We start from the raw sequence: 13,336 nt of genomic DNA, 5'->3' as shown, positions 1-13,336 counted from the left end.
CCTCGCCAGGCACGGCGTCGCGGCTGGCCGGGTGGCCGGCCGCGACGCCGTGTCGGTCGATCAGCTGCCGAAGAAGACCTCGGCCTCGGCGTACCGCTCCAGCGGCACGGTCTTCAGCTCGCGGGTCGCCTCGGCCAGCGGGACCCGGACGATGTCGGTGCTCTGCATCGCGACCATCTTGCCCCAGTCGCCCTCGTGCGCCGCGTCGATCGCCTGCAGGCCGAGGCGGGTGGCGAGCACCCGGTCGAAGGCGGTCGGGGTGCCACCGCGCTGGATGTGGCCGAGCACGACCGTGCGGGCCTCCTTGCCGGTCTTCGCCTCCAGCTGCTCGGCGAGCCACTGGCCGATGCCGCCGAGGCGGACGTGACCGAAGGCGTCGAGCTCCTGGTTGTGCAGCACCATCTGGCCGTCGAGCGGCTGGGCGCCCTCGGCGACCACCACGATCGGGGCGTACTGGTGCTGGAAGCGCTTCTCGACGTAGCCGGCGACCTGCTCGACGTCGAACTGCCGCTCGGGCAGCAGGATCACGTTCGCGCCACCGGCCAGGCCGGCGTGCAGGGCGATCCAGCCGGCGTGCCGGCCCATCACCTCGACGACCAGGGTGCGGTGGTGGCTCTCCGCGGTGGTGTGCAGCCGGTCGATGGCCTCCATCGCGATGTTGACCGCGGTGTCGAAGCCGAAGGTGTAGTCGGTGGCGCCGAGGTCGTTGTCGATCGTCTTCGGCACACCGATGACGTGTACGCCCAGCTCGTAGAGCTTGGTGGCCACGCCGAGGGTGTCCTCGCCGCCGATCGCGATCAGCGCGTCGACGCCCTGCTCGGCGAGGTTGTCCTTGATCCGCTCGACGCCGTTCTCGATCTTGAACGGGTTGGTCCGGGACGAGCCGAGGATGGTGCCGCCGCGCGGCAGGATGCCGCGGACGTCCGCGATGCCCAGCGGCCTGGACTGGCCCTCCAGCGGGCCCTTCCAGCCGTCCTGGAAGCCCACGAACTCGTGACCGTAAGTGGCGACGCCCTTGCGGACCACCGCCCGGATGACCGCGTTGAGACCGGGGCAGTCGCCACCGCCGGTGAGCACGCCGATACGCATGATCTGCTCATCCTCCTGGAGCATCAGGTGAAGCCCGGAATAGCCCCAGGATATGGGTCGGATGAGACCGTCGGCGCCGTTGCCGGCCCGGGGCGGGCCGTCACTGCGCACTGTAGTCGTCCTGGCTGGGCAACGACAGCGCGCCCCTGCGCGACCACCCGGGCAGGTGGGTTCAGTACCGGACCTCGCGGTTCTCGCCCGGCTCCGGCGGCCGGCCGGTCACCGCGGCCCGGGCGAAGCCGAGCAGGTTCACCACCGTCCCGCCGGGCGAGTCCCAGTACTCGGCCGCGCTGGCGTGCACCTTGATCAGGGTCAGGCCCGGGGTGTCCGGCCCGTCCGGGAACCAGGTCCGCAGCAGCGGATGCCACAGCCGCTCCGCCCGGGCCGGATCGAACGCCTCGGTGGCGGTGCCGGTGACCGACACCCACGCGTGCCGCCGCTGATCGGAGAAGGCGATGTTGACCTCCGGGTTGACCCGGATCTGCCGGACCTTGGCGGAGTCCGCGTACGCGAAGAACCACAGGTCGCCGTCGAACTCGGCGTCCTGCAGGCCCATCGGCCGGCTCACCTGTCGACCGTCGAGGGAGATCGTGGTGAGCATGCCGATCCGGGCGTCCCGGATCAGTTCGGTGACCCGTCGGCGGGCGTCGGCGGCGCTGGACGGCTCCTTGCTCATGATGGTCTCCCTCGCTCGACTCCGCTCGGCTCGTCGGAGGCGGTGCCCGGGACAGAACCGGTCAAACCTACGAGACGCGGCCTTTCCGAACTCCGCTCAGCGGGCGGTCATCGCGCGCCAGCGGGCCAGGTTGTGCCGCGCGTCGACCAGGGCGTCGTGCCGGGCCGCCTCGGCGTCCGGCAGCGTCGGGCGCCCACGGTCGTCCCAGAGCTGGCGCAGCTCCTTGGTGAACCGGGGGATCTCCCGGGGCAGCGCCGGCATCGCCCCCCACAGCTGCGCCAGCACCACGTGGTCGTACGCGGCGTACCAGGCCCAGAGCTCGAGCTGCTCGCCGGGCCGGTCCCGGATCGGCTCGACGAGGAAGTCGTACAGCTCGTCGCGGATGCGCGCCCGGGAGCGCCAGGCCCGGTCGGCCGGAGAGGGCAGCTTGTCCAGCACGTTGCGGCGCACCCAGGGCACGGCTCGGGAGTCGTCGAACTCGGTGGAGACCGCGTAGAACTCGCGGCCGTTCTCGTCGACGACACCGATCGAGACGAGGTCGACGACCAGGCCGTCCTCGATGAACTCGCAGTCGTAGAAATAGCGGTAAACCATCGTCGACATCCTCGCCCACCGCCGGTTCGCCACGGCCGTCGGGGCCCCGATCGAGCGGCGACGCCGCGGCCGGCCGGCGGTACGGGAGGTGCCGACCCGCCCCCAGCCGGCCGCGGCCGGATCCACCCGCCCCCACGCCCCACCGGGTGGATCCGCACCTCACGATGGCGGGCCGTCCCAGCTGGGCCTGTCACGGAAGTGATTTGAGGGGTGTACAGCAAGCGACAGGACCGTCATGATCTGATGTGTACCGCTTAACGGACGCCGTACTGGTGTCAGCTCACCTACGTCAGTGGCCGTCAGGTTCACCCGGTGTGCGAGTTGTGGTCCTTGGGGGAGGGGTTGGGCCGTGGAGGTTCGCCTGCCGGAGCCGGGTGACGCGCTCACGGGTGTGGAGATGTTCGCCGGGCTCGAGCCGGAGGTACGGCAGCGTGTGATCGCTGCCGCCGTGCCGCGCACGTACCGCAAGGGCCAGCTGCTCTTCGTCGAGAACGACCCCGGCGAGTCGTTGATCGTGCTGCGCCGCGGCGCGGTCGCGGTCTTCCGCACCGCCCCGACGGGCGAGCGGGCCGTGCTGTCGGTGATCCGTCCGCCCGACGTGCTGGGCGAGGTCTCCCTGTTGGACGCCTCCACCCGGTCCGCCTCGGCCGAGGCGATCGAGGACTGCACCGCCCTGGCGCTGTCCCGGGGCGCGTTCATGGAGCTGGTGCACTCCAACCCGCGCATCCTCGACGCGGTGATGCGCTCACTCGGCGGGCTGATCCGCCGGCTCACCGAGCAGAACGCCGACCACGTCTTCCTCGACCTGCCCGGTCGGGTGGCCAAGACCCTGGTGCGGCTGGCCGGCGAGAGCCAGGCGCCGATGATCACCATCGAGCTCAACCAGAGTCAGCTGGCGGAGATGGCCGGCGGCTCCCGGCAGAGCGTCAACCAGGCGATCGGCTCCTTCGCGAACCGGGGTTGGCTGCGCACCGAGGGACGCCGGATCGTGGTGACCGACGTGGCCGCGCTGCGCCGTCGCGCCGGCATGAACGACCGCTGACCTCTCCCCCACATCCGCCGGGGCCCGGCGCGACCGGCGACGGGCCCGGTCGCGGGACGACCCAGGTCCGCTCGGCCCTCCCCCTCGCGCACGGCTGCGCCGGCTGCCATCGGCAGCCGGCGTCACCGGGTCGGTACAGCGGCGCGGATCAGCGGGTCGGGCCGAGCCAGTAGCCGGGGCCGGCCCAGAAGCCCGGTCCCGCCCAGAAGCCCTCCGGCGACCAGCTGGCCCGCACCGCACTGCTGATCGCCGTGTTCGACCGGTACGGCGGCGCGGCGGTGGCCCTGCTGCTTCTCGCCTGGACGGTGCCCCGACTGCTCGGGCCACTGCTCGGCGCGCTGGCTGACCGGTTCGACCAGCGCCGGCTCATGGTCGGCTGCGACACCGCCCAGGCACTGATCTACCTCGCCGTGGCGCTGCTCGCGCCGCCGCTGCCCGTGCTCCTGGCGCTGGTCACCGCGGCCACCACGGCCGCGACCGCGTTCACCCCGGCCGGCCGCAGCCTGCTGCCCCGGCTGGTCGGACCCGAGCGACTGCCGGCGGCGAACGCCCACCTCGCGACGGGCGTGAACATCGGGTTCGCGGCCGGGCCGGCGGTCGGCGGCGTGCTGCTGGCCACCCTCGGGCTGACCACCACGATGCTCGTCAACGTGGCGACCTTCGTGCTCTCCGCACTGCTCATCAACGGGGTCCGCGCCCTCTCGGCGGCCACGCCCGGCCGCCGGGCGGAGCCGTTCGGCCGAGTGTTGAGCGAAGGGCTCCGGGTGGTGCGCGGCCACGGCGTGGTCCGCGCGATCTCCGTCGGGTTCCTGGTGATGGTGAGCTTCGCGGCGCTGGACAACCTCGCCATCGTCCCCCTCGGACGCGCCGAGCTGAACGCCAGCGAGGTGACCATCGGCCTGCTGGGCACCGCCTACGGGGTGGGCATGGTGCTCGGACCGATGAGCATCGCCCGGGCCGGCGCGCGGACCCGGATGGACCTGGTCCTCTACGGCGCGCTGGCCGCGCTCGGCCTGGGAACGCTGGTCACCGGCGTCAGCCCGGTGATCGCGCTCGCCGTCGCCGGTCAGGCGGCGGCCGGGATCGGGGCGGGCTGGCACAACGTCGCCGCGGACACCCTCATCCAGCAGAGCGTGCCCGCCGAACGGCTCGGCGTCGTCTTCGGAACCGTCTACATGTTCCCGTACGCCGCGGAGGCGCTGGCCTACGCGGTCGGCGCCCCGTTGCTGGCGGCGGCCGGTCCACGATGGGTGCTGGTCATCTCCGGTCTCGGCGTGCTGGCCGCCCTCGGGCTGGTCGCTCCGCTGCTCGCTCGGGCACTGGGGCGCCGGCCACGGATGCGGCTGGCGCCGGCGAACGGGTGAGACCGGCGGGCCCGGTGGCCCGCCGGCCGCACCCGACCGTCAGTCGTCGGTGTCGTCGGCCGGCGGGGCGCCCGGCCCCGGGCCGATCTTCTGCGGATCGGTCTGCTTCCCGGACGTGGACGTGCTCGACGAGGTCGTCGTGCTCTTCCCGGACCCGCTCACCTGGCCCTCGGGCTCATCTACCATGCCCTGCTCCTCCAGCTCGGCGAGAGTGACGGCGTCGACGTCGATCGTGTCGCCGGGGGCCCACACCGTGCCCCCTGGATCGGTCCACGGGGCGGACAGTCGGACCTGCACGGCACTCTCCCTGATGTGAAATTTCCTGGTACCGAAGAGTAGTCCCGCCCTATCGGCCGCGTGGCCCACCCGCACGTCGGGTACCCGACTGGCCGACCGGGGCGGGATACTGGGCTCTCTCGCGTACGGGAGCTGGACATCGACCTGAAGTGTGGACACTGCGCACGCGCAGCCGGACCTGACGACCGCTTCTGCGGCGGATGTGGACAGCCACTCACGGTCAGCTGCGCGCACTGCGGGCACGGCAACGACACCGGGGCGAACTTCTGCACCAGCTGCGGTCACCCGCTGCGCGACCACGTCGTCGCGGTGCAGGAGGACCGCCGGCAGGTCAGCGTGCTCTTCGTGGACATCGTCGACTTCACCACGTACGCCGAGCGGGCCGACCCCGAGCAGGCCCGTGGCCTGCAGCAGACCTACTTCGCCACCGTCCGGCGGGTCGTGCACCAGTACGGCGGGGTGGTCGAGAAGTACATCGGCGACGCGGTGATGGCGCTCTTCGGCGCGCCGGTGGCCACCGACAACGACGCGCTGCGCTGCGTCCGCGCCGGCCTGGAACTGCAACGCAACCTGGCCCGTCAGCCCGCCGGCTCGCAGCCGCCACTCGGTTTCCGGGTCGGCATCGCCACCGGCGAGGCGCTCGTCGACCTCTCCGCCACCCGCGACGGCGGGCAGGCGTTCGTCACCGGTGACGTGGTCAACACCGCGTCCCGGTTGCAGTCGTTCGCCCCACCCGGCGGCGTCGTCGTCGACGAGAGCACCTGGTCGGCCACCCGCCACGAACTGGAGTACGACGACCAGCCGCCGGTAACCCTGCGCGGCCGGTCCGCGGTCAGCCGGATCTGGCTGGCCGTACGGGCCCGGCCGCACCCCGGCCCGCACGCGGCGGAGCTGACGCCGATGGTGGACCGGGAGCACGAGCGCGGGCTGCTCTTCAACGCCCTGCACCGGACGGTGACCGAGGGGACCTCCCAGCTGGTGACGATGTTCGGCCCGGCCGGGGTGGGCAAGAGCCGCCTGCTGCGCGAACTCTCCCGGCACGCCGCGAACCTGCCCGGCCCGCCGGTCACCTGGCTGGTCGGGCAGTGCCCCCCGTTCGGTGAGAACGTCACCTGGTCGGCCCTGGCCGACATCGTGAAGAGCTGGGTGGGGGTGCCGGAGGTCGACGACCCGGCCGCGCTGCGCGACCGACTGCGGGCCCGGTTGAGCCAGCTCGCCGACCCGCACGCGGTCCGACTCGCCGAGGCGCTCGGGCCGCTGATCGGGGTGCCGGGCGAGCGGCTCACCCCCGGCGAGACGGAGGCCACCTGGCGACGGTTCCTGCTCGCGCTGGCCGCGACCGGGCCGACGGTGCTGGTCTTCGAGGACATGCACTGGGCGGACCAGGCGATGCTCGCCTTCGTCGAGCAGTTGGGCGCGACGGCGCGCGGCGTACCGCTGCTGGTCGTCGCGACCGCCCGGCCGGAGCTGCGGGAGCGGCATCCGGCGTGGACCGGCACGATCAGCGGCACGATGTCCATCTCGGTGCCACCGATGCACGACACCGACATCGACACCCTCTACTCGCTGCTGCTCGGACAGGCGGCGCTGCCGATCACCGCGCGCACGCCACTGATCGAGTTCGCCGACGGCAACCCGCTCTACGCGCAGGAGTACGCCCGGATGCTGCTCGACGGCGGCCTGCTCGACACGGCGGGCCCGACCGCCCGCCTCGACCCGGCCGGCGGCGCGGAGATGCCGCGGACGGTGCAGGCGGTCATCGCCAACCGGCTCGACCTGCTCGACCCGGCCGACCGGGCGGTTCTCCAGGCTGCCGCGGTGGTCGGGGTGCAGTTCTGGGCCGCGCCGGTGGCGAGCGCGCTCGGGCGGCCGGTCGAGTGGGTGGAGCGCGCACTGGACCGGCTGCAACGCCGCGACCTGGTGTACGAGCAGGCCAGCTCGACGATGCCCGGTCGGTCCGAGTACCGGTTCCGGCACATCCTGGTGCGCGACGTCTGCTACCAGCGGTTGCCGCGGGCCGAACGGGTGCTGCGGCACCACCGCACCGCCGACTGGTTGGAGCAGCTCGCCGACGGTCGGCAGCACGACCTGGCCGAGGTGCTGGCGAATCACCGCTGGGCGGCGCACGAGATCGCCCGGACCGTCGGCCTGGACACCGCCCCCTACGCCGCGGCGGCGCGGGCCGCGCTGCACCGGGCGGCCCGGCGGGCGTACGAGCTGCACGCGCTGGACACCGCCGCCGCGCTGGTCGGCCGGGCGCTCACGCTGGACGTCGGCACCGACCCGGCGCTGGAGCTGTTCGACGCGGAGCTGGCGTTCTACCGCGACGGCGACGCGTTCCTGGTGGGCGGCGGCACGGACACACTCACCCGGCTCGCCGAGCGGCTCACCGCGAGCGGCGACCGGACGGGCGCGGCGCGGGCCTGGACGCTGCTGGCCACCGCCGCCTGGAGCCGGGCCGACCGCGCCGCGACGCTGCACTGCCTGGACCGGGCGATCGGCATCTACGACGAGCTGCCGGACAGCCAGGAGAAGGCGAGCGCTCTGCTGGAGCTGGCCCGGGTGCACATGCTCAACGCGGAGACCGACCCGGCCTGCGCCGCGGCCCGGACCGCGGCCAACCTCGCCGAGCGGCTCCAGCTGCGCGAGGTCCAGGCCAACGCGCGGATCACCCTCGCGGTGGCGCGCTACCTGGCCGGCTCCGCTGAGGCGTACGCGGAGCTGGTCGACGTGACCGAGCACTGCCGCGTGGAGCGGCTGACCAGCCGGCGTCGGGCGGTGCAGAACCTCGCCTGGGCGTTGCAGGAGGAGGGCGACCTGGCCGGCTCGGTCCGGCTGGTCGACGAGCAGCTGAGCCTCGACCTGGGCGGCGAGCACAGCCTGGCCACCAGCTTCGCCGACCAGTGGACCCGGTCGTACTACGCGGGCGACTGGACCTCGGCGCTGGCCATCGCGGCGGAGTCGACCCGCCGGCCGACCGCCGAGTGGGACCTGCACATCGTGGCGGTGTCCGGCTGGATGCGGGGGCTGCGCGCCACCGAGCCGTCCGACGCCCCCGGCGAGGACGGCCCGGATCTGGTCGAGCAGGCCCTGGTCGCGGCCCGTCGCAGCGGGTTCCACCGGGTGTTGCGCTCGACCCTGGCGCACTCCGCGCTCTGCCGGGCGGTGCAGGGCCACCGGGACGAGGCGATGGCGCTGCTGGCCGAGCTGGACGAGGACTGGCGACGGACCCGGATGATCCCGTTCGCCGAGTGGGTGCCGGCCGTCGGGCACGTCGCCGGGGTCCTCGGCGCCGACGCGGCCCGGCTGGTGCGCGACCTCTTGGACCGGGCGCCCCGGACGACCCCGTGGGCCCGGGCCGCCGGTGAGGTCGCCGACGCCACCCTGGCCCGGCAGGCCGGCGACCCGCGTACCGCCGCGCGGCTGCTGCAGTCGGCCGCGGCGAGCTACGCCCGGATGACCGACGTGACCGACGAGATCATCACGACCGCGCTGGCGATCGGCCCGTTGACCGAGACCGACCCGCCCGCCGCGGCGGCGGCCCGCGCCCGCCTGCACGACTTCGCCACCCGCCACCACGCCCGCACCCTGCTCCACCTGCCCTGACGGCGGCGGCCAGCGAGTCCGGCGGGCAACTGCGGGTGGAGGTTGGGGATGCTGTCGAACTGCTCCAGATATGGACACCCGGCAGCGCCGTCCCCGGCACCGCTGGTTCAGATATGGACCAGTTCGACAGCGTCCGGATGCCACCTACGGCCTCCTCCGCGACCGACGGCGAGGGTCAGGCGGCGACGGGGGCGGGTTGGATCTTGAGCTTCTGGGCGTAGACGTCGACGTACTCGCGGCCGGAGAGCTCCATCAGCTCGTACATGATCTCGTCGGTGACCGCGCGCTCGACGAACCGGTCGCCGGCCAGGCCCTGGTAGCGGGAGAAGTTTAGCGGCGCCCCGAACCGGATCCGGACCCGGGCGATCTTCGGGATCAGCTTGCCGGGCGGCTGGATCTCGTCGGCGTTGAGCATCCCCACCGGCACCACCGGCGCGCCGCTCTCCAGAGCCAGCCGGGCCACGCCGGTCTTGCCCCGGTAGAGCCGCCCGTCCGGGGAGCGGGTGCCCTCCGGGTAGATGCCGGCGATCCCGCCGGCCCGCAGCACCTGCAACTGGGTGTCCAGCGCGGCCCGGGCCGCCTTGCCGCCGGAGCGGTCGACCGGGATCGTGCCGCTGCTGACGAAGAACATCTTGGTCAACCACCCCTTGATGCCCTTGCCGATGAAGTACTCGGCCTTGGCCACGAAGGTGACCCTCCGCTTGACGATCAACGGCGTGAAGATCGAGTCGGAGAAGGAGAGGTGGTTGCTGGCCAGGATGACCGGGCCGGAGGCCGGCACGTGGTGCAGCCCTTCGACCTGCGGCCGGAAGATCAACCTCAGTAGCGGGCCGAGCACGACGTACTTCATCAGCCAGTAGAACACCGGCGTCCTTTCCCAGTGGCGGTCACGACGGCACCGGCGCAGCCCCGCGCCGCGAGTGGCGCCGCGTCGCGGACGAGCCTACGAAGCGCAGGCGCTCGCCACAATGGACGTCCGTCCCGACCGCCGACGTAGATCGACTGGGCCGCACCGCGACCGGGGTTCGCCGCCACCGGCCGCCGGTGGCCGGTTGACGACCAGGAGGGCGGGTAGTCACCTGCCGCGTTCTGCGCACAAACGGACATACGACCGCGGCCACGACCAGCGGCACGGCCGCTGACTTTGGAAGACGCGACACAACGCACTCCCGGAACCGGCCCCTGACGTGTCACGATTCAGGGCACGGCGTGCGCACACGCCGAGGGGGCTGGGGCGGCCGCGCCGGCAGGCGCGTTGAGGAGGGTGTCCGGTGTCAGCGGGTGGGGCCCGCCGGGGGCGGCGGGACAACGGGCTCGACGCGAGCGAGTACGCCGTCGCTGGCGACGTGGATCCGCGCGTCGGCGAACACCTGCTGGACGTGCTGGCCGCCGGCGGCATCGCCGCCTACCTCCAACCGTCGGCCGACCTCAACCCGGTGACCCGCACGACCACCGTGCCGGCCCGGCCCGTCGACCGGCTCTACGTCGACCGCTCCCACCTCACCACCGCCCGCGACTATCTCACCCAACTCGCCGACGAGGGCGCCCCCGAGCAGTCCCGCCCCGACGAGCCGGACATCGAGGCCGAGTGGGCCCGGATCGTCGCCGGCTACCACGCCACCCCCACCACCGGCGACAACCCCTGGCCGGCCGCCGAGGACGTCGACGACCCGGCCGAGCCGACCGGCGGCCCGCTGGCCACCCGGGCCGACGACTCCTCGCCCACCGCGACCGACGTCCGCCGGCTCCCCTACGCCGCCGACGTCTCCGGCATCTCGGTCGGCCGCAACCCCGGGCCGGACGAACCCTCGCTGCTCGACGGGCTGGACACCTTCGGCGCCGACCTGCCCGACGACGACGAGGACGAGCGCTACACCCCGCCGCCGCCCCCGCCGCTGCCCCGGGTCTCCAAGTACGCCGCGGTGGGCGTGCTCGGCGTGGTCGTCGGCTTCGTGCTCTTCCTCTTCCCCTCGCTGCTGCCGGTGGACCGCTCGGCGGTCACCCTGCTCGGGTTCACCGGCATCCTCGCCGGCTTCGTCACGCTGATCTGGCGGCTGCGCCCCGGTGGCGACGACGACGAGCGCGACCCGGACGACGGCGCGGTGGTCTGAACCGGCCGTGTGCGCCCCGCCACCGGCGGGTGACCGACCGCATACCGGGACGCCGACGGCCCGCAGTCGGCGTGACAGTGGTGTAACTTACGGTCAGTAGGAATACCGCCGTACGTCACTTCCCCCGCTGACTGACCGGTTTTTCCTTGCTCGTGGCGGTCGGTCTCTGCTGATCGGAATGCCCGAGATGCGACAGAGTTCCCTCGTGGTGGTGGCCAACCGCCTCCCCATCGACGACAACCTGGCCCTGGACGGCGCCTGCGAATGGCGGCGCAGCCCCGGCGGCCTGGTCAGCGCGCTGCACCCGCTGCTGCGGCACACCCCGGCGACCTGGGTCGGCTGGGCCGGCGGCACCGGCCCCGCCCCGACGCTGCCCGACGTCGACGGCGTCCGGATGCGCGCGGTGCCGCTAGACCAGGACGACCTGCGCGACCACTACGAGGGGTTCGCCAACGCGACGCTCTGGCCGCTCTACCACGACGCGGTCGAGCAGCCCCAGCACCACCGGCGCTGGTGGGAGGCGTACCAGCGGGTCAACCAGCGGTTCGCCGAGACCACCGCGGAGGTCGCCGAGCCGGGCGCGGTGGTCTGGGTGCAGGACTACCACCTGCACCTGGTGCCGGGCCTGCTCCGGGCGCTACGGCCGGACCTGCGGATCGGCTTCTTCCTGCACGTGCCGTTCCCGCCGCCGGAGCTGTTCATGCAGCTCCCCCGCCGGGCCGAGCTGCTGCGCGGCATGCTCGGCGCCGACCTGGTCGGCTTCCAGCGGGCCCAGGCCGCGCACAACTTCGCCCAGCTGGTGACCAAGGTGCTGGGCCTGCCGGCCACCGACCGGCGGATCGGCATCGACGACCGGGTGGTCCGCATCGGCGCGTTCCCGGTCTCCATCGACACCGCCGAGATGGCCGCGCTGGCCGCCCGACCCGAGGTGGCCGCCCGGGCCCGCCGGCTGCGGCAGGACCTCGGCAGCCCCGAGCACGTCATCCTCAGCGTCGACCGGATGGACTACACCAAGGGCATCGAGCAGCGGCTCAAGGCGTACAGCGAGCTGCTGGTCAGCGGGCACGTGAAGGTCCGCGACACGGTGCTGGTGCAGGTCGCGGTGCCGAGCCGGGAACGGGTCGGGCAGTACCAGATCCTGCGGGAGCGGGTGGAGCGCGAGGTCGGCCGGATCAACGGCGAGTTCGGCCGGGTCGGCGAGCCGGCCATCCACTACCTGACCCAGCCGTTCGACCGGGCCGAGCTGGCCGCCCTCTACCGGGTCGCCGACGTGATGGCGGTGACCCCGCTGCGCGACGGGATGAACCTGGTGGCCAAGGAGTACGTGGCGGCCCGGGTCGACGACGCCGGGGCGCTGCTGCTCAGCGAGTTCGCCGGCACCGCCGCCGAGCTGTCCCAGGCGTACCTGGTGAACCCGCACGACCTGGAGGGGCTGAAGCAGGGGCTGCTCGCGGCGCTGCACGCCGCCCCGGCCGACGTCACCGAACGGATGCGGGCCATGCGCGCGCATCTGCACCGACACGACATCCGCGCCTGGGCCCGCTCCTACCTGGCCGCTCTGGACGAGTCCGGCGCGCTGGTCGACCGGCTCACCATCACCGGCGACGGCGCCCCGGCGCTGCCGAGCCAGCCCGACCGCTCGGCCGCCCGGGCCGAACGTCGCACCGGCCGCTGAGCGCGGACCCGCTCCGGCGACCACTGCCGGCCGCCCGCTGTGCCTGGTTCGACCGGCCGGGGCCGGCGGGGGCTCAGCGAGCAATCGTCTCCTTCTCCAGCCAGTCGAGCAGGGCGTCGATCGGCTCCCGCCAGCGGGCGTCGAGCATCAGGTCGTGCCCCATTCCGGGAAAGAGCAGCGGCGCCGAGCCGTAGCGGCGGGCGACCCGGTTCAGCGCCCCGGCCGGCACCACCCGGTCGTCGGGGCTGCCCAGCACCAGCACCGACGGCGCGCCGACCGCCGGCTCCGGGTCGGTCTGGGTCAGCAGCTGCCACTGGGCCCGCCGGCCCGCCCGGCCGAGCCGACCGGCGTACCGCCGGGCGTCGGCGTCGGGCAGCTCCCGGCTGAACAGCTGGCCGCGGCTGAGCCGCAGCCGGCCGCCGACGACCGCCGGCAGGGTGCCGGCCGGGTTGCGGCGCAGCGCCGCGCCGAGCGTCCCCCAGCCGCCGAAGACCGGCGCCACCAGCACCGCCGCCCGGGCCGGATAGCGGGCCAGCGCGTGCGCCACCACCAGCGCGCCGGCGCCGTGCCCGACCAGCACCGTCTGGCGGGGCAGGCCCGCGGCCACCTGCACCACGTCGTGCACGTACGCCCGCAGCGTCGCCTCCGGCGCCGGCTCGCTGCCGCCGTGCCCGCGCAGGCTCACCGCGTGCGCCGGGAAGCCGCGGGACGCGGCGTGCCCGAGCCAGTGCTCGGCGAACGCCCACGCCCCGTGCCCGAAGCCCGGTACGAAGAGCAGCGGCGGTCGCCCCTCCTCCAGCTCGGGGGTGGCGCTGAGCACCTCACGCCGGGCCGGACGGACCGGCCGCGCCCACTCCCGCCCCCGCATGATCCGCACGTCGC

General features: G+C 73.7%; 11 protein-coding genes. 5 read left to right on the top strand and 6 right to left on the bottom strand.

Annotation, left to right across the window (positions count from 1 at the left end):
• Positions 1–60 precede the first annotated feature (60 nt).
• The 3 genes from ACIBBA_RS22880 to ACIBBA_RS22870 form a co-directional block, all read right to left on the bottom strand.
• Entirely contained in the window at positions 61–1,089 is a 1,029-nt protein-coding gene (locus ACIBBA_RS22880) for a 6-phosphofructokinase (protein WP_350872945.1), read from the bottom strand.
• A gap of 172 nt (positions 1,090–1,261) precedes the next feature.
• Positions 1,262–1,765, bottom strand: coding sequence for a pyridoxamine 5'-phosphate oxidase family protein (locus ACIBBA_RS22875; protein WP_396699988.1), 504 nt, complete (start codon positions 1,763–1,765; stop codon positions 1,262–1,264).
• Between the two features lie 96 nt (positions 1,766–1,861).
• The gene (locus ACIBBA_RS22870) at positions 1,862–2,359 is read right to left on the bottom strand and encodes a polyadenylate-specific 3'-exoribonuclease AS (protein WP_350872315.1); all 498 of its coding nucleotides are present in this window, start codon (positions 2,357–2,359) and stop codon (positions 1,862–1,864) included.
• Positions 2,360–2,708: 349 nt separating this feature from the next.
• On the opposite strand from ACIBBA_RS22870, the gene ACIBBA_RS22865 reads away from it, so the two are divergent.
• Complete coding sequence (locus ACIBBA_RS22865) at positions 2,709–3,401, top strand: Crp/Fnr family transcriptional regulator (protein ID WP_091596564.1); 693 nt, start codon at positions 2,709–2,711, stop codon at positions 3,399–3,401.
• A gap of 251 nt (positions 3,402–3,652) precedes the next feature.
• Positions 3,653–4,765, top strand: coding sequence for an MFS transporter (locus tag ACIBBA_RS22860; protein WP_396699987.1), 1,113 nt, complete (start codon positions 3,653–3,655; stop codon positions 4,763–4,765).
• A 39-nt stretch (positions 4,766–4,804) separates the two neighbouring features.
• Here the strand turns inward: ACIBBA_RS22860 and ACIBBA_RS22855 are convergent, their stop codons facing one another.
• Complete coding sequence (locus ACIBBA_RS22855; protein WP_350872309.1) at positions 4,805–5,062, bottom strand: hypothetical protein; 258 nt, start codon at positions 5,060–5,062, stop codon at positions 4,805–4,807.
• Positions 5,063–5,122: 60 nt separating this feature from the next.
• On the opposite strand from ACIBBA_RS22855, the gene ACIBBA_RS22850 reads away from it, so the two are divergent.
• Positions 5,123–8,668 carry an ATP-binding protein gene (locus ACIBBA_RS22850; RefSeq protein WP_396699986.1) on the top strand — a complete coding sequence of 1,182 codons (3,546 nt, stop codon included), beginning with the start codon at positions 5,123–5,125 and terminating at the stop codon, positions 8,666–8,668.
• 175 nt (positions 8,669–8,843) lie between these two features.
• On the opposite strand, the gene ACIBBA_RS22845 is transcribed toward ACIBBA_RS22850, so the two are convergent.
• Entirely contained in the window at positions 8,844–9,533 is a 690-nt protein-coding gene (locus tag ACIBBA_RS22845) for a lysophospholipid acyltransferase family protein (RefSeq protein WP_396699985.1), read from the bottom strand.
• 406 nt (positions 9,534–9,939) lie between these two features.
• Here ACIBBA_RS22845 and ACIBBA_RS22840 point away from each other — a divergent pair, with 406 nt between their 5' ends.
• On the top strand, positions 9,940–10,779 hold the full coding sequence (locus tag ACIBBA_RS22840; RefSeq protein WP_396699984.1) for a DUF308 domain-containing protein: 840 nt from the start codon (positions 9,940–9,942) through the stop codon (positions 10,777–10,779).
• A gap of 187 nt (positions 10,780–10,966) precedes the next feature.
• Positions 10,967–12,454 carry a trehalose-6-phosphate synthase gene (locus ACIBBA_RS22835; RefSeq protein WP_396699983.1) on the top strand — a complete coding sequence of 496 codons (1,488 nt, stop codon included), beginning with the start codon at positions 10,967–10,969 and terminating at the stop codon, positions 12,452–12,454.
• A 73-nt stretch (positions 12,455–12,527) separates the two neighbouring features.
• Here ACIBBA_RS22835 and ACIBBA_RS22830 read toward each other — a convergent pair whose 3' ends face one another.
• The gene (locus tag ACIBBA_RS22830) at positions 12,528–13,322 is read right to left on the bottom strand and encodes an alpha/beta hydrolase (protein ID WP_396700023.1); all 795 of its coding nucleotides are present in this window, start codon (positions 13,320–13,322) and stop codon (positions 12,528–12,530) included.
• Between the last annotated feature and the right edge of the window lie 14 nt (positions 13,323–13,336).

This window comes from Micromonospora sp. NPDC051006 (assembly GCF_044456245.1).
Classification (GTDB): domain Bacteria; phylum Actinomycetota; class Actinomycetes; order Mycobacteriales; family Micromonosporaceae; genus Micromonospora.
Note: the sequence above shows the minus strand (reverse complement) of the source record. Positions and strands in the feature narration are given on the sequence as shown.